This window comes from Gilliamella sp. CG25, from assembly GCF_046635705.1.
GTDB lineage: Bacteria > Pseudomonadota > Gammaproteobacteria > Enterobacterales > Orbaceae > Gilliamella > Gilliamella apicola_I.
The window spans coordinates 83,883-100,976 of record NZ_JBIDFJ010000006.1 but is presented as its reverse complement, the minus strand read 5'-3'; the positions used below and the strand labels follow the sequence as shown (position 1 = coordinate 100,976).

The following is a 17,094-nucleotide window of genomic DNA, read 5'->3' as shown; positions in this document are numbered from 1 at the left end:
CACCTTGTAAAATCACTTAAAAAATAATATAGCATATTTTTCTTAAACTTAGCAGTGATTAACTCAAACCACTACATGATTGATAGGTATGATGGATTTTATATTAAATGTACAAATTTAATAAAAAAAATGCTACAGCTTATTTTTTGTTAATTTTTTTCAGATTTGAAGGTTCTAATCATAAATTTTCATTTCTAAATAATTTGTTATCAATGATAATGAGTAAAATGCTTAAATTGTGTCAAAAATTAAGGAATAATAAAAATGGAACAGCGAATAAAACAAAAAATTACCGAATTAGAACAACAATACCGTATCCATATTCTTTATGCCTGCGAATCGGGCAGTCGGGCGTGGGGGTTTCCTTCGCCAAATAGCGATTATGATGTACGTTTTATTTATGTTCATCCGTTGGATAGATATTTAGCCATTGATAATCCTGAATCACATTTTACTTTTCCCGTAGACAACGAACTGGATTTACAAGGTTGGGATTTGAAAAAGACCCTACAGTTAATCCGAAAATCCAATACTACGCCGTTTGAGTGGTTGCAATCTCCAATTATTTATCGGCAAAATCAATCAATTGCTCAGCAATTATGGCAATTGTGTGCAGACTTTTTTAATGCACGTGGTAACATCTATCACTATTTAGGTATTGCTAAAAGCTCGCTGCAAACTATCAATGGCAAACAGATTGGTGTTAAAAAATTGTTTTATGTGTTAAGACCTTTATTGTGTGCTAAATGGTGTTTAGAAAAACGGCAAATTGCTCCTATGGCAATTGCGCCATTATTAACACTATTACCAGATAATTTAAGCCAGCAAATTTATGATATTATTAGATTAAAAGCAACTATGGTGGAATCAGCATCGATAACTATTGCGCCAGAAATCTTATCGTTCATTGAACAATCCATGATTGATATCAGTGCAGAAGTTGAGTCTATCACTGAACAGCATTTTAAGGCAGATAAATTAGATCGCTTTTTTATACAAACGTTAATGAGCTTAAAATAAGGAAAGGAATACGACATGACAATTGATGATTTAAAAGCACAAAATCTCATTTTGTTTGAAGTGATTAGTGGTAGTCGTTCGTTCGGATTAGCTACTGAAACATCGGATACAGATATCAAAGGGGTGTTTTATTTACCTAAAGATAAATTTTATGGACTCGAGTATATTCCGCAAATTAGTAATGAAACCAATGATATCGTCTATTATGAATTAGGTCGTTTTGTAGAGCTTTTACTTAAAAATAACCCGAATATTTTAGAAGTATTGGCTTCTGCACCCGACTGTATTTTATATCAGCATCCAATTATGCAGCAGTTAACCCTTGATCTATTTTTATCCCAACAAACTAAACAAACCTTTGCTCACTATGCCATGTCACAAATTAAAAAAGCCAAGGGTTTGAATAAAAAGATTAATAATCCGGTCGAGGTGAAGCGTAAAACGGTCCTTGATTTTTGTTATATTATTCAAGGTCAGCATGCTTATCCTCTCACCAATTGGTTAAATGAAAAGTGTTTTGATCAACACTTATGTGGTTTGGTGAATGTTCCACATAGTAGAGATTTATATGCCCTTTTTTATGATGCATCAGGGGATTGTGGTTATCATGGTATTATTCAACAGGATGATTCGACCGAGCTGTGCTTGTCTTCAGTAAAAGTTGACACCCCAGTAAATGCTTACTTAAGTTTTAATCGTGATGGTTTTTCATCGCATTGTCGTGATTATAAGGCTTACTGGCAATGGGTTGCTAAACGTAATGAACAGCGTTATCGCAGTAATATTGAAAATGGTAATGATTTTGATGCTAAAAATATGATGCATACCATTCGCTTATTACAAGTTGCTCATGAAATTATGACCAAAGGCACCATTACCAATAAACGCACTAATCGAAACGAACTGCTCGCAATTAAAAATGGTCAATTAAGCTATGACGAAATTATGAATATGGCCAAATCATTATTTGATGACATTGAAACCGCAACACTAACCACAACCTTACCTGAAAAGCCCGATTCAGATGAAATTATTGCTCGGTTAATTAAAATGCGGGAGTTGTTATATAATCGATGGTAAGTAATAAAAAATAATCAGCTAATGAGTAAATTACAATAATTCTTTTTAATCTCTAAACAATAAAATTATAGATGTTTATTCTTAATAAACACTATACTTTCAAACAACATATTTATCACCCAAACCATTTAATTCAAGAGATTTATTTTGAATCATTCACTCTTTTTCGATGTATAAATTATAATAGATACAACTATAAAAATTATTGAATATATACAATTAAGGAAAGAGAAATCAATTACCAAAATGTTCCAAATTATAAAAATGAAACATCCAAATCATTAAAGTTATATAGAAATAAATCCCTAAATTTTTACTAAACAGGTATATGTAAATTTTTGACTTCATAGCGAACACCTGACAAATATAAATTACGTAAAAAATAATCAATTTGGTCATGTGTGTATACCCCACTTATCACGCTTTTTTTTAGTTTTACTTTTTTATTTTTAAAAGTTATAAATAATATATATATAGGATGCCATTTCCCTATCCGTCTTATACTTTTCCATTGTATCCCTTTAGGTGGATACTTGAAATATTCGACCTTAATGATTTTAACTTCAAGATCTTGGCAAATTGGAATATAAATTTTTGGTCTAATTTTTGGTAAAATAATAATGCTTTTCTTTATGATATGGAAAGTTGGAGTCATGCATAGCCATGCTAAAATAGTAGCAGGAAAAAACCACACACCGTGAATTGAAAATAATAATTCATCAACACCTATAAATAAATTTATAACAGCTAGAAAAATAAAAACTAATAACAAAAGAGACCAAAATAAAACACCAAAAACCAGTGCTGTTAATATAATTTCTATAAAAGATTTTTTTAAAGGTTTATTTTGTTTTCTTTTTGTATTCATTTTTTCTATGTTTTTTAACAATGATAAATCTATTATTTTCAATGGAATTATTACTCATTGAATTATAATTTATTATTTTATAATAATTATTTTTATATACCAAATGCTAAAAATCAAAATTATCCCAATGAATATGATTGAAAAATATTTTTTAGTATAAAACGAATGTATTATTGCTCTATTTCTCGATAGTTTTACTAATTAGGTCATTTATCATAATTTCTATAATACTTTATCTTAAGATAACCCATTATTAATATTCATCACTTATGCTAATTAATTACTGCTAAAGTGGGTATAGTTGACGTTCTGATAACCCGTTTTTTATAACAGGAAAGTTAGATTTACACATAAAGAGAGTATGATTTACCCATTATTTTACATGATTTTGATTAACTAACATAAAGGAATTGATGTCCCATATGAACTATCCACAACTTTCGATGAACAACTTATTATGGCGTTTCAATCAAAAAGCCAACACAATAGTTGGCATTTTCTTACTATCAATTTGCTCAATATTTTTTAATCCAATAGAACAAAATGATTTAGCACAAATCCTAGTAACCTGATACAACCGATTCACTATTTAGATGCAACCAATACATTGCCTCATAAGGTTGTAACACCATTTCTGGCTTTAATACAGTTTGGTTTTCATAATTACCTAGCAATCTTTGCCAATGACGATTTTCAAACCCTTTAGGTAATTGCCATTTAACCGTATTTTCGGTCAGATTGGCTATCACAAGTAACGTTTGATTATTCCAATGTCTGACATAGCACCAGCAATTAGCAATATCAGGCGTCAAATCTTGATAGTCACCGAAAATAAAGATCGAATACATTTTGCGTAATTTGATTAAAGTTTGATAGCAATAAAAAATGGAATTGGGATCATCAAGCGCAGCCTTAACATTGATTTTTGGATAATTGTTTGCCACCTCAATCCAAGGTTTACCTTGGCTAAATCCGGCATTGACGGTGTTATCCCACTGCATTGGCGTTCGGCTATTGTCGCGTGACTTACTGGCAAGAATCGCTAACATGTCAGACTCTGACATACCTTCGGCAATTTTTTCTTGGTAGATGTTAAGACTTTCCACATCTTTATATTGCGAAATATGAGTAAAATGGGGGTTTGTCATCCCGATCTCTTCACCTTGATAAAGATACGGTGTGCCTTGTAGTCCATGAAGAATCATCGCTAGCATTTTTGCTGATTCGCTGTGATATTGATCTTCATTACCTAAACGTGACACAATGCGAGGTTGATCGTGATTACACCAGAAAATCGCATTCCACGCCTTTCCGTGCATACCCACTTGCCAATAGCCAAGTATCTTTTTGAGTTCAAGTAAATCGGGCTTAGCCAGCGTCCATTTTTCCCCATTTGGATAATCAATTTTTAAATGATGAAAATTAAACGTCATGGTCAACTCTTTGCCATTCAATGCGGCATATTTTTGACAGTTTTCTAATGTAGTGGATGACATTTCGCCCACTGTTTTTAAACCATTAGGTAGGAAAACATCTTGGCTTATCTCTTGCAAAAATTCGTGTATTTTCGGGCCGTCTGTATAATATCTTCGTCCGTCACCATTCACGTCATCCGGAAAATCCTGCTGTTTAGAGACCAAATTAATCACATCAAGCCTTAATGCATCAACCCCTTTATCCGCCCAAAATTGACAGACGTTTTTAATCTCTTGGCGAACAGTTGGATTTTCCCAATTGAGATCAGCTTGCTGTTTTGCGAACAGGTGTAAATAGTATTGTCCTGATTGCTCATGCCACTGCCAAGCATTACCGCCAAATTTTGACCGCCAATTGTTGGGTTCTGAGCCGTTAGCTTTTGCATCTTTCCAAATATAAAACGATCGAAAAGGACTGGTTTTATCTAAGGCGGATTTAAACCATGGATGCTCTGTTGACGTGTGATTAAATACCATATCCATCATAATACGGATATCACGTTCATGCGCTTGCTTAACCAATAATTCAAAGTCTTCCATCGTGCCATAAGCCGGATCAATATCATAATAATCCGATACATCATAACCATTATCAACTTGCGGAGAGGGATAAATTGGCGTTAACCAAATCGCACTAATGCCCAGATTTTTAAGATAATCCAATCGGCTGATAATGCCTAATAAATCCCCCGTTGAACCAGTACCACTGGCTTGAAAACTTTTGGGATAGATTTGATAAATAGTTCCATTTTGCCACCAAGGGATTTCGTTCGTATTCATTGTTTGCTCTTAATTATTCATCTGTCATAAATTAACCGTTCCATAATAGAACGGTTAACGGTTATTAAATCATGTTTAGCGAATATCTAACGTACCTTTTTTCAATTTTATTTTATAAACAACTGATGTTAAAACAATAGGTACGACAATTGCCACAACCATGGCTAATGCATAAATTCCCCAATAAATCGGTTTTATGGATAAAATGCCAGGTAATCCACCCACACCTATACCATTAGATAATACACCATGTAAACCACAGATTAACCCAGCACTCGCCGCTCCAATCATGGCGCAGAACATTGGGAATTTATAGCGTAAGTTGATACCGTACATAGCTGGCTCAGTTACACCTAGGTAACCTGATATCGCAGCAGGTATGGAAACTTCGCGCTCATTATGTTTTTTACTGATTAGAATGATACCAACAACGGCTGAAGCTTGAGCAATATTAGATAAGGCAATAATTGGCCAAATCGGTGTACCACCCATACTGTGTGTCATCTGCATATCGATAGCTAATGTAGTATGGTGAATTCCAGTAATAACCAAAGGTGCATAGAAGAATCCAAAAATAGCCGAACCAATGAAGGCATAATCGCCCGTCATTAGGTATTTAACCACATAAGCAATACCATTGCCCAACATTCGTCCGATTGGTCCTAAAAGAAAATGCGCAAGTACAACGGCTAATAATATTGATACAATTGGTACAATCACTAAAGTTAGGTAATTAGGGACAATTCTACGTAATCGAGTTTCAATCCACCCTAACGCTAAACCGGCAAAAATTGACGGTATAACTTGTGCCTGATAACCAACTTTAGCAATAGTAAACCAACCAAAATCCCACACTTCGGGAATCTTTTTCCCTAGATCATAAGCAGTCATCAGTTGTGGGGAAACCAATGTTATCCCTAAAACAATCCCTAACACAGGGGAACCGCCCATTTTTTTGACTGTAGACCAGCATATGGCTACCGGTAGAAAGTTGAAAATCGCTTCACAAGGTAACCAAAGAAAACTATGAATAGGTACCAACCAAGTATAAGTGTCAGTAAGCGGTTTATCGTTTATAGTTGGCATGTCACCAATAACATTACGTAAGCCGAGTAATAATCCCCCTGCAATCAGTGCGGGTAATAATGGCACAAAAATTTCAGCTAAATTTGAAATTAAGCGTTCAAACCATGACATATTTTTTTTAGCTGCGGCTTTTGTTTGCTCTTTAGTCGCTTCATCAATATTTAATCGATCAATCAATAATTTGTAATAACTATCAACATCCGTTCCAATAATAACTTGAAACTGCCCAGCATTATTAAAACAACCTTTTACAAAAGGTAATCCCTCTATGGCTTTTATATCGGCTAATTTGGGATCAGACAGTGCAAATCTTAATCGTGTTAAACAGTGGGTAACACTCGCAATATTTTCTTTTCCACCCACACAATCAATTAATGCGGTTATCGATTCTGAGGCGATGTTAGGATCTTTAGCCATCTCCAAGTCTCCCTATCATAAATATTTAGCCGAATTAGCTATTAATACATTGGCTATGTTTAAATTAGGATTTAGCATAGATTGAAAAAGACAAACAATAAATGGGAACGTTCCCTATTTGTGATTGATCTCACATAATTAATAAAAAATATAATACTGTTAGATTGTTATTACTATTTATTAACAGCCAGTTGGCAAGGGATCGTCACCGTTTTAAGTTCCACCCCATTGGTTAACATTCGGAGTAATTCATGAGCGGTATAAGTTCCAGCTTTATCAAAACCTAACTCCACAGATAACGTTTGTGGAAAAAGGAAACGGAGCAATTCACTCTGCCCGATACTCGCAACAATGATATTTTTATATTGCTTTTCATGAAGATATTTATGTAAGCCTAACGCAAGCGTTTCAGTCGCACAAACAATGGCAGAAGGTGATGATTTAATGACTGTTTGAGCAAGATGATAGCCTGATAGATAACTTAATTTTCCTAAACAAGCATTAGGCGTTATTTGATGAAGCTGACAAAAATCCAGATAAGCTTGATAACGTAGCGCACCGGTAGTTTGGTCTTGTTGTTCAATACCAATAAAAGCAATATTACGCTGTTTTTGCTGATGATATAAATGCTCAAGTACAGATGTTACTGCACCGATATCATCGTAACAAACACACATATGATTAGGGAATGAACGAGCAATAACCACACTCTTATTTTGCCAGAAAGACAATGATCCCTTATCCAATCCTGTAAAGGCAAAAACTACGACACCGTCAGCCTGCTTATCTTTCAACATGGCTAAATGTTCTTCAACCTTTTCAACATTAAATTGGCTTTCCATAATAATCGGATCATAGCCATGTTGATAAAATATTGGCAGCATGCTACTGATAGCTTGATTTTCAGACATCGAGTCGAGACGAGTGACAATAATACCAATCACTTTATTGCCATAACCTCGCATTGCTCTTGCAGATTTAGACGGCGTAAATTGATATTGTTCAATAATTGCATTGACTTTATTACGTGTCGCTTCCTTCACCATTGGGTCATGGTTAATTACTCTTGAAACCGTTGATTTGCTTACTCCGCTTAGTTTGGCAATATCTTTAATGGTTAAGTGGCTCGATGACTTGCTCATAATAATTTTGCTGAATAAAGATCAATAAAATTATAGTAATATAGTTTCAACAAAATTGCGATATGGTAGCTGCTTGGATGATATTAAAAACCATGAAATATTGATATACCTAATTTAATGTCTAATGGTAAAATAAGATTAAAATTTAACAGGTCATTAGTAGTACTGTTTAACTCAATATCTCACTTTACGACAAGCTATTAAACATGAAAAAATTTTGTTTACTGTTAGGTTATATCTTATTTTTTGTCAGTTTATCCGGACACGCATCAAGTGATAACACCAAAATAGCTAACGTTACAGAACAATTTAAAACTGCTCTATTATGTCAATCAAAGCCTTTTGCCATCGAAGATAAAAAAATCATTGCTGAACTTGAAAAACAAAAAATTACCATAAAAAATAGACAACAAGATAATATCACTGAAATCAAATACCATTTTGAGCAACCTATCAAAATCAAGAATGTATGGGTTAATATGATTCGTTATGAAAGCGATAATTTTGTCACATCTTTTTATGCTAAAGCCAAAGGGGATATGCACAAATTCGCTAAATTGATTGGTGCTAACGCTATATTGCGTAGCTGTGAAGAACCCATTCCTTTGAATGATACAGACATATACCGAAAAGTTATTACCCCTATTACGGACAATAAACTTTACCCTGATACAATAATTATTGGTCAGGAAAAAGACTCAAAGCCGAATGAATTTTATGTTATTTGTTCTAAAGTTGAGGCTAATGAACCATAATTCTTTGCTTAATCAATATTATCCTATTAATTTATTTATCTTATGTATGGATAATGTGTGAATTCCATATTAGGTGGTACTTGGTTATAAACTTTTCGATTGAATGCATCAATGCATTCTAATGGTATCTAATCTTGATGTAAATTGCTTATGTACTTTGAGCTAATAAAGACAGCAAACACTCTCTAATTCTCATGTTTGCTTGACTTAAATCAATCGTACAAAAAAATAGCTGATGATTTTGAATGGTGGTATTTTCATTAATCGATTGATTTGTTGTTGGATATAACAGCATACCTGATGCAGAATAGGATAATCGGTCATCACTTCTTTCTTGACTTCTTACATAAGCATAAAGTTGGTACAAATGATCTGTCTTAAAAGAAAAACTGTTATGATTAAAAATTGAGGTACATTTAGTATCCACAATTAAGCGAGAATTTGTTTTGTTATTTTCTATAATTAAATCGGTAATCATTTCTGGCATAAACTGTCCAATGTTGTCCGTCGATTGGGTACATTGCCATTTAAACCTTTTTCCCGACTCGATTTGCCATTCATTTGGATTGAGATTAACCCGATAAAAACCAATTACCGCTTTCTCAAATAATGCTCTTAACCACTGATCAGTTTTCTCCAACGTATTAAGTGTTTCTTTACCGAATAATTCTGTTGGAATAGACAAACTATGAACCAATTTAGCCACCGAAACTAATAGATTATCATGAGGATTTGATCGATTGAACTGATCGATAACAGGGTTGTAATAGTTAGATTTACCGATTTTTAACTCTTTAAAACGATTGGTTATTTGTTTGCATTGCTTAATCAATTTATCATTATTTAATTGCCTTAATAAAACATGAGCAGCACCATGAATATATTGATTTTTTGGTGTATTATTTGTTAATCCATCATATCGACAATGGATTTTACCTTTTTCAAGTAATAATTTACGTGAGGTTATTAAATAATCAATTTTTCCTCTAACACGTGTTAAAACCTGCTTTTTAGATTGATAACTGTTAGATAATGAATAACGCAATCCTTTGTGTACTGCCTTGCAATAAATCTCAGCAGCCAGCTCAACAATTTTTTCAGGATTTTCTTCAAAATTTATTCGCTGCTGTTTATCAAGCTCTTTATAATAATCTGATGCATACAATAAAAGTAACCATATGTTTCTAATAGGTATTTTATTTAATGTGGTATTTTGTTTTGCTGTCGATTCAGTATTCATTGAGATTATTTATATGCAATCGTAATAAGTTTCATTGCTTTGTTAAGTTTATCTTTTTCATCAAACCAATACTCTTCCAATAATGGTTTAACTTCTGTATCAATAATATTTTGATACCACACTAAACCTTCACTTTTCGGTATAGCTCTATGATGAGTTAAATAACTATGACCAATAGCAAAAGCACTTCCTAACATTCTATCTTGAGCAATGAATTCATTTAATTCATTCATTCTTTCTTTTATTTCTTCTAGAAGCTTACTATTGAGCCCTGTTTTTTTAATCATATAGCGTAACCATTTTTCTGAAAAATTAGGATCTAAAGTAAAAAACGCAAAACGTCGACGTAGTGCAAAATCGACTAATGCTAAAGATCGATCCGCTATATTCATTGTACCAATAACATATAAGTTATCGGGAATATATATTCCGTTTTCTTGTTCACGGCGATAGGTCAATTCTAATGCTTCACTCGGTGTTCGCTTATCAGCTTCAAGCAGTGTTAGCATTTCACCAAAAATCTGTGCGGGATTACCTCGATTAATCTCTTCAATAACCATAACATATTTAGATTGAGGATCATTTCTGGCTTGATGAATTATCTCCAAAAAAGGACCATCGATCAGCGCTAACTTACCATCACTAGCGGGACGAAAACCACGAATAAAATCTTCATAAGATAGATTAGGATGAAATTGAATTGCTCGAATATTATTTGAATCTTTATAGCCAATTACAATATTAGCCAATCTTTTAGCTAACCAAGTTTTACCCGTACCTGGGGGACCTTGTAAAATGATATTCTTTCTCATTTTTAAGCTTGCCAACATCTGTTGTAATTGTTGTTCATCGACAAAACAACTTTCTTGAATTAAACTTTCTAATGTATAAGGTTGTTTAACTAATAATTGTTCAACGATATCATCATCACTTTCAATAATTTCTTCATTTTGCTCATCAATATTATCACTGCGTAATCGATATTTTCCATTTCCCAAAAATTGCAAGAAATCCTTATCTCTTAATCTTTGCAATGTATTGCTGACCGATTCTCCTATTACACTATTATTAGGAAATTCTTCTTCAAGCTGTTCTCGATATTTATTAAGAAACTCTTTACGTTGAAAAACATCAGTTCCATTCTTTTGACAAAGCTCCTTAATCAGTTGTAATAATTTAAATTGCCATTGATTATTTGATATTAAACTTTCATTATGTGATATGCTACTTTGATATTTACGTAATGCGGTTAAATAAAGCTCTGGAAAAGAGTGAATAGGAAAGTAATCTTCGTTAAATCTCACAGCTAAATTATCAAGTAACTTAAGATAATCATTACCGTTAAAATGTCCTTTGGATAATCCCTTATCTTTTATCAAACCCAATTCATCTGTAAGATAAACTTTTGAAACCTTATCCAATACGACATAAGCATGAGGGCGAATCCAAAATAAACCATTGGTTAATTGCCATGAGCAATAAGGTTGTGACATGACTAAGTCAAATTTTTGTTCAAACTCATCTTGATAGTTTTCATCAGCATTAGAAAATTTCAGTGCAGTAGCATAAAATTCCCACAAATTATCAATCTCTTGTTGTTGATTTTCGGAGTTGGTAAAAAACCAAGAAGCTTGATTATTGAGTAATGGTATTCCTTCAAAGGAATTGGGTATCGATTCATTTAGATTAAGAAATTCCGCCCACTTTTTTGCTATTTGTTTTCGTGTGATTTCTTTGATATTTCGGTTAAAAGTACCTAGTGCTGTAAACGGACAAATATCATGTATATTTTTATTAAGTAAATAAGAGAGATTAAATTCTATTGCAAGTTCATTTATAAAAACCATTAATTCAGAACGCTTCTCTTTATTTTGATAAATTAATAAATTATCAGCAACTGCTTCATAAAATGGTATCCATTTAAATAATTGTGTACGAAAATTAGTATCGTTATCTCCATAACGAGATCGCCAATAAGGCGCATTACGAAAATAGTCAATATCCTGTGGTTTATTATAGAAAGTAAAGTTGATTAATTGTTTTGATAACCATTCATCATCTTTAACACTCCAAATAGTGGCTATATTGGTAAAAAAATACCATTTTTTATTCAAATTCTTTTTTTTCCACTTAACTTCTAATAACTTTCCATCACCATAATTTTTTGTCACAATACCGGTCGCTTTAATCTCCATGACTGAAACAGCTTGACCTTTATTATCAAAGGGTAAATTATTTTTTAAGTTATAGGTTGACTTGATTGCAACACGATCTCCAACACTAATACCACGTACAGTATTTAAATATTTATTATCGTAACCATTTTCCCAAATACCTAATTTGACAAAACGTTCTGTTTGGTCTTCACTACCATTAAATTTAGCGCTTAAAAACCAATATGTTTTTATTGCTTCCAATGTTTTTCCTTTCAAAAGTAGATAATCTATTGTAAAGATAAATTTTTGTAACGAAGTTTAACTTAAAATAAGATAAAAAAGTGAACAAATCTAATTAAATATGTGATACAGGTCAAATTTTCAAAAAAATCTTAAATAACTATTAATATCATTAACAAAACGATCATTAAATATAATTGGCAAAAAATAGCTTTTTATTCATGTTAAAAACCTATTTCTTAACACATTGCCTTAATTTATAAGCACTTCCCCACGCTAACATAGCATCATGAACCTGTTTTAAACTTTGTCCGACTTCGGTCAAGGTATATTCCACTTTAGGAGGTACTTGGGCATAGACTTTACGATGAATTAATCCGTTTTTTTCCATTGCACGTAGGTGCTGGGTTAAGACTTTTTGCGATATTCCGTCTAAGGATTTTTTTAATTCGCCAAAGCGTTTAGTGCCCGTTAATAAATCACGAACAATTAAAACTTTCCATTTATCGCCCATTAGCATAAGCGTAGTTTCGACGGGACAAGGGGGTAAATTTTCACTGAGAGACATAATAAAAATCCTTTAAATTCAATTATAGTATTAATTTGGTAACTATATTACTGTTTAGTACCTACTTTACAATAGATACTTTGAATATTAATCTAAAAATATTCATTACTTAACGATTTTTGTTTACAGAACCTAAAACCAGAATCCAACAATATTATTAAATTAATAAAGAATAAAGGAGTCAAAAAGATGAAAATAGCTGTTATTGGTGCAAGTGGTAAATCAGGCAGCCTGATAGTTAAAGAAGCGATTGCGCGTGGGCATGACGTGACAGCGATTGTTCGTCATCAAAATGCGCATGTCGATCCCAAGGCGAAAGTTTTAGTGAAAGATTTGTTTGATCTGACTTATGAAGATTTGAAACCTTTTGATGCGATTGTCGATGCATTTGCGACATGGAGCCTTGAATCACTGCCTCAACATCAAACAAGTTTAAAACATTTAACTGACATTTTAAAAGGTAAACCTAACCGTTTATTAGTTGTTGGTGGTGCAGGTAGTTTATATGTCAATCCTGAACATACTGTTCGTTTAGTTGATACACCCGAGTTTCCGGAAGAATTCAAACCATTAGCTAATAATATGGCTAAAGCACTTGATGAATTAAAAAAATGTCAGGATGTGAACTGGACTTACTTAAGCCCAGCTATTGAGTTTATTGCCGATGGCGCAAGAACAGGTCACTACAAAGCAGGCGGTGAACAGGTTTTATTCAACACTCAAGGAAAAAGCCAAATTAGCTATGCTGATTATGCCATTGCCATGGTTGATGAAGCAGAAAATGCCAAACACATTAAACAACGTTTTACAGTAGTGACAGAATAAGATAACAACCTATTTTATATAGTGAACGGCTAATGCCTGTTCACTATATGATAGCGCTTTTTATTACTGAACTATCTATTTAAGTTCTATTAATCAGATTTCTGGTACTATTCTGCACCAATTTGACAAGTCATTTTAATTTCTCGATTATCCGTGATTTCTAAGTTTGACAATACCACTAGCTGTGGAAAATGGGGTCTTAAAAATTGTGATAGCATCGGTCTTAATGTGTGGTTAACCAAGAGTACAGGCGGTGCACCAATGGCATCTTGCTGATTTAAAGCTTGCTTAACTTGTTGAATTATATGATCCGCTAATCCTGGTTCAACATTACTGGTATTTTGGAGTGCTTGTAGCAACAACCGTTCCAAATTCACATTTAAACCAATGACATTAATTGCCCCATTCCCCGGAAACCATTGTTGTGTTATCACTCTTCCTAATGCTATTCGCACTAGGCTAAGCAATTGATAAGCATCGTTTTGATTCGGTGCATGTTCGCTTATAGTTTCGATAATTGTGCGCATATCACGTATTGACACTTTTTCGGCGATTAAATTTTGGAGTATTTTATGAAACGTCGTTAACGTAATGACGCCTGGTATGAAGTCCTCCACCAATTTTGGAATATCTTGTTTAACATGATCCAATAACTCTTGTGTTTCCACTCGTCCTAATAAATCACTGGCGAACTGTTGTAACAAATGATTAAAATGGGTCGCAATCATGGTGCTGGTATCAACAACGGTATAACCTAAAATTTGAGCATTTTCTTTATTACTTGCGTCTATCCATACCGCAGGTAAACCAAACGCAGGCTCGGTAGTGGGTATTCCGTCAATGGTTTCTGCCACATTCCCCGGATTAATCGCTAACCATTTATTATTTACGATTTCACCTTTTCCTATTTCCCCGCCTTTAATAAATAATTTATATTGATAAGGCGCGAGAGATAAATTATCTCGGATATGAACTTGAGGCGGCAAAAAACCAAATGTTTGAGCAAACTTTTTCCGTAAACTGCGTATCCGACCCAATAATTCACCATTTTGAGTCTGATCTACCATAGGGATTAATCCATACCCCACTTCCATTGCTAAAATATCCTCAATACTGACGTCCGACCAAGATGCTTCAATATTACTAGGTGTCGTTGCTTGCGTATCAACTTGCTTAGTGCTGGCAGTCGTATCATTTTTCTTCTGCTTATTAAGCCACCAAGACAACACAACTAATATCGCAGTAAACAGTAAAAACACTAGATTTGGCATACCCGGAATCAAACCCAATAATCCAATGACTACCGCAGTCAAGATTAATACTTGTGGATTTTTAAACAACTGGTTTAGCATCTGTTCACTGATGTTTTCTTGTGATGTCACTCTTGTCACAATCACGCCAGCAGCCGTTGAAATAATTAAAGAAGGGATTTGAGCAACCAGACCATCACCAATAGTTAATAATACATACGTCTGACTCGCATCCGCTAGTGCCATACCATGTTGTACAACCCCAACTAACAGCCCACCGATAATGGTAATTGCCATTATCAATAAGCCAGCAATCGCATCCCCCCGAACAAATTTACTTGCTCCGTCCATTGAACCATAAAAATCGGCTTCTTGGGTGACTTCGGCTCGGCGTGCTTTGGCTTCGTCTTCACCAATCAATCCAGCATTTAGATCCGCATCAATTGCCATTTGCTTACCGGGCATACCATCTAATGCAAAACGAGCCCCAACTTCGGCTATTCGCCCAGCCCCTTTTGTGATAACCATAAAATTAATAATCACCAAAATGATAAAAACCACAATACCTATCGCAAAATTGCCACCTACCAGAAAATGACCAAAGGCTTCAATCACCCGACCTGCGGCATGACTGCCAGTATGACCTTTTAACAGAACAACCCGCGTCGAGGCAACATTTAATGACAAGCGTAATAAAGTCGCAAACAGTAATACAGTTGGAAAAGCAGCAAAATCAAGTACACGCTTAGTAAACAATGCCACAATCAAAATAATAATTGATAACGCAATATTGAAGGTAAAAAACAGGTCTAAAATAAACGCAGGTAACGGTAATACCATCATTGAAAGAATCAATAAAATTAGCAGTGGACCTGCTAAAATTTGATAATGCCCTTTTTTAAGCCCATTGGTTGATAAAAACGAAACTATTTTATTTTTAATCATGTAATTAATTACCGCCTTGATTGATTTTCTGCTAATGACTCAGGTACCAGCAAATTGTTAGGTGTTATCGGTTTATCACCGCCAAATTTATGCCACCGTTTTAATTGATAAACCCAAGCAAGAATTTGCGCAACAGCTGTATATAATTCGGTTGGAATGGTCTCGCCAATTTCACCATAACGATATAAAGCCCTAGCCAGTGGTGGCGCTTCTAATTGTGGAATATGATGTTGATTGCCGATCTCCCTAATTCGTAAAGCGATTTGATCGGTTCCTTTTGCCAATACTTTAGGGGCTATCATGGTTTTTTCATCATAATGTAAAGCAACCGCATAATGAGTCGGGTTGGTTACAATGACATTTGCTTTAGCGACATCTTTCATCATGCGACGCCTTGCCATGGCTTGCTGCATCTGCCGAATACGGCCTTTTATTTGAGGATTCCCCTCTTGCTCTTTAAACTCATCTTTAATTTCCTGTTTTGACATCATCAATTTTTTTAAATTACTCCAAATCTGATAAAAGATATCAAAACCGACCATCGGAATAAGTGACAACACCATGAATAATCCACAAATCAAAATAAGATCTATTGCTTTTGTTAATGCGCTATTTAAATACATTTTTGGAAGAGAAAGCAGATTTGGAAACAAGTCGAATAATAACAATGAAGCAGCTATCGTGATTAATATGACTTTTAGCATACTTTTAAATAATTCCGCTAAAATTCGGCGACTAAACATCCGCCCAAAACCAGAAATCGGATTCAACTTTTTAAAATTGGGTTTAATTGATTGCCAACTAAATAACAAGCCACCCACACAAAGCGGTGCCACAATAGCAAAGATAGCCAAGGCAAAAAACAGAGGAACAATAACCCAAAAACCTGCAGTCATCAACTCAATCAAATTGCTCAGAATACGAGATTCATCATTTACACGAAAAGAGACCTGCATCGCAATTTTTATTATGATGATTAACTTCTGGACTAATGCAGAACCCATTAACCAAAAAAGCATAATGCCCACCAACAAAATAATGACGGAAGTCAATTCTCGTGAACGGGGTATCTGTCCCTTCTCTTTAGCTTTTTTTAGTTTGCTATCGGTGGGGCGTTCGCTTTTATCTACATCACTTTCATTAGCCATGATAGGGGTTAATAGTATCTAACTGTCTAAATAGAAATAAAATAGTCACAGTATGTACTTAACACACTAAAGTTATTGGCTTGATTAAACGACAAATTA

13 protein-coding genes are annotated in these 17,094 nt (G+C 34.0%); 4 read left to right on the top strand and 9 right to left on the bottom strand.

What is annotated here, in order from left to right; translation table 11 throughout:
- Positions 1 to 264: 264 nt before the first annotated feature.
- Together ACGH6P_RS06495 and ACGH6P_RS06490 are read left to right on the top strand one after the other, a co-directional pair.
- Positions 265 to 1,020, top strand: coding sequence for a DNA polymerase beta superfamily protein (locus ACGH6P_RS06495; RefSeq protein ID WP_411597027.1), 756 nt, complete (start codon positions 265 to 267; stop codon positions 1,018 to 1,020).
- 15 nt (positions 1,021 to 1,035) lie between these two features.
- Positions 1,036 to 2,100 (top strand): DNA polymerase beta superfamily protein, encoded by a 1,065-nt coding sequence (locus ACGH6P_RS06490; protein ID WP_411597026.1) that lies wholly within the window; start codon positions 1,036 to 1,038, stop codon positions 2,098 to 2,100.
- Between the two features lie 316 nt (positions 2,101 to 2,416).
- Here the strand turns inward: ACGH6P_RS06490 and ACGH6P_RS06485 are convergent, their stop codons facing one another.
- From ACGH6P_RS06485 to treR, 4 genes are all read right to left on the bottom strand, one after another.
- Positions 2,417 to 3,010 (bottom strand): hypothetical protein, encoded by a 594-nt coding sequence (locus tag ACGH6P_RS06485; RefSeq protein WP_411597025.1) that lies wholly within the window; start codon positions 3,008 to 3,010, stop codon positions 2,417 to 2,419.
- Positions 3,011 to 3,528: 518 nt separating this feature from the next.
- On the bottom strand, positions 3,529 to 5,223 hold the full coding sequence (treC, locus tag ACGH6P_RS06480) for an alpha,alpha-phosphotrehalase (protein ID WP_411597024.1): 1,695 nt from the start codon (positions 5,221 to 5,223) through the stop codon (positions 3,529 to 3,531).
- A gap of 75 nt (positions 5,224 to 5,298) precedes the next feature.
- The gene (gene treB, locus ACGH6P_RS06475) at positions 5,299 to 6,726 is read right to left on the bottom strand and encodes a PTS trehalose transporter subunit IIBC (RefSeq protein WP_411597023.1); all 1,428 of its coding nucleotides are present in this window, start codon (positions 6,724 to 6,726) and stop codon (positions 5,299 to 5,301) included.
- Positions 6,727 to 6,899: 173 nt separating this feature from the next.
- The gene (treR, locus tag ACGH6P_RS06470; protein WP_411597021.1) at positions 6,900 to 7,868 is read right to left on the bottom strand and encodes a trehalose operon repressor TreR; all 969 of its coding nucleotides are present in this window, start codon (positions 7,866 to 7,868) and stop codon (positions 6,900 to 6,902) included.
- A gap of 206 nt (positions 7,869 to 8,074) precedes the next feature.
- On the opposite strand from treR, the gene ACGH6P_RS06465 reads away from it, so the two are divergent.
- Complete coding sequence (locus ACGH6P_RS06465) at positions 8,075 to 8,623, top strand: hypothetical protein (RefSeq protein ID WP_411597020.1); 549 nt, start codon at positions 8,075 to 8,077, stop codon at positions 8,621 to 8,623.
- 148 nt (positions 8,624 to 8,771) lie between these two features.
- Here the strand turns inward: ACGH6P_RS06465 and ACGH6P_RS06460 are convergent, their stop codons facing one another.
- From ACGH6P_RS06460 to ACGH6P_RS06450, 3 genes are all read right to left on the bottom strand, one after another.
- Entirely contained in the window at positions 8,772 to 9,863 is a 1,092-nt protein-coding gene (locus ACGH6P_RS06460) for a 5-methylcytosine restriction system specificity protein McrC (RefSeq protein ID WP_411597019.1), read from the bottom strand.
- Positions 9,864 to 9,868: 5 nt separating this feature from the next.
- Entirely contained in the window at positions 9,869 to 12,280 is a 2,412-nt protein-coding gene (locus tag ACGH6P_RS06455) for an McrB family protein (RefSeq protein WP_411597018.1), read from the bottom strand.
- A 211-nt stretch (positions 12,281 to 12,491) separates the two neighbouring features.
- Complete coding sequence (locus tag ACGH6P_RS06450; protein WP_411597016.1) at positions 12,492 to 12,827, bottom strand: winged helix-turn-helix transcriptional regulator; 336 nt, start codon at positions 12,825 to 12,827, stop codon at positions 12,492 to 12,494.
- A 189-nt stretch (positions 12,828 to 13,016) separates the two neighbouring features.
- Between ACGH6P_RS06450 and ACGH6P_RS06445 the strand changes: the two genes are divergently transcribed.
- The gene (locus ACGH6P_RS06445; RefSeq protein ID WP_411597015.1) at positions 13,017 to 13,652 is read left to right on the top strand and encodes an NAD(P)-dependent oxidoreductase; all 636 of its coding nucleotides are present in this window, start codon (positions 13,017 to 13,019) and stop codon (positions 13,650 to 13,652) included.
- Between the two features lie 107 nt (positions 13,653 to 13,759).
- Here the strand turns inward: ACGH6P_RS06445 and flhA are convergent, their stop codons facing one another.
- Positions 13,760 to 15,847 (bottom strand): flagellar biosynthesis protein FlhA, encoded by a 2,088-nt coding sequence (gene flhA / locus ACGH6P_RS06440; RefSeq protein WP_411597014.1) that lies wholly within the window; start codon positions 15,845 to 15,847, stop codon positions 13,760 to 13,762.
- 8 nt (positions 15,848 to 15,855) lie between these two features.
- Complete coding sequence (gene flhB, locus ACGH6P_RS06435; protein WP_411590474.1) at positions 15,856 to 16,995, bottom strand: flagellar biosynthesis protein FlhB; 1,140 nt, start codon at positions 16,993 to 16,995, stop codon at positions 15,856 to 15,858.
- Positions 16,996 to 17,094: the final 99 nt, after the last annotated feature.

What these genes read in the sequence shown, in the direction of transcription:
- ACGH6P_RS06495 (WP_411597027.1), top strand. Translation starts at nt 265, where the DNA reads ATGGAACAGCGAATAAAACAAAAAATTACCGAATTAGAACAACAATAC.
- ACGH6P_RS06490 (WP_411597026.1), top strand. Translation starts at nt 1,036, where the DNA reads ATGACAATTGATGATTTAAAAGCACAAAATCTCATTTTGTTTGAAGTG.
- treC (WP_411597024.1), bottom strand. Translation starts at nt 5,223, where the DNA reads ATGAATACGAACGAAATCCCTTGGTGGCAAAATGGAACTATTTATCAA.
- treB (WP_411597023.1), bottom strand. Translation starts at nt 6,726, where the DNA reads ATGGCTAAAGATCCTAACATCGCCTCAGAATCGATAACCGCATTAATT.
- treR (WP_411597021.1), bottom strand. Translation starts at nt 7,868, where the DNA reads ATGAGCAAGTCATCGAGCCACTTAACCATTAAAGATATTGCCAAACTA.
- ACGH6P_RS06465 (WP_411597020.1), top strand. Translation starts at nt 8,075, where the DNA reads ATGAAAAAATTTTGTTTACTGTTAGGTTATATCTTATTTTTTGTCAGT.
- ACGH6P_RS06460 (WP_411597019.1), bottom strand. Translation starts at nt 9,863, where the DNA reads ATGAATACTGAATCGACAGCAAAACAAAATACCACATTAAATAAAATA.
- ACGH6P_RS06450 (WP_411597016.1), bottom strand. Translation starts at nt 12,827, where the DNA reads ATGTCTCTCAGTGAAAATTTACCCCCTTGTCCCGTCGAAACTACGCTT.
- ACGH6P_RS06445 (WP_411597015.1), top strand. Translation starts at nt 13,017, where the DNA reads ATGAAAATAGCTGTTATTGGTGCAAGTGGTAAATCAGGCAGCCTGATA.
- flhA (WP_411597014.1), bottom strand. Translation starts at nt 15,847, where the DNA reads ATGATTAAAAATAAAATAGTTTCGTTTTTATCAACCAATGGGCTTAAA.
- flhB (WP_411590474.1), bottom strand. Translation starts at nt 16,995, where the DNA reads ATGGCTAATGAAAGTGATGTAGATAAAAGCGAACGCCCCACCGATAGC.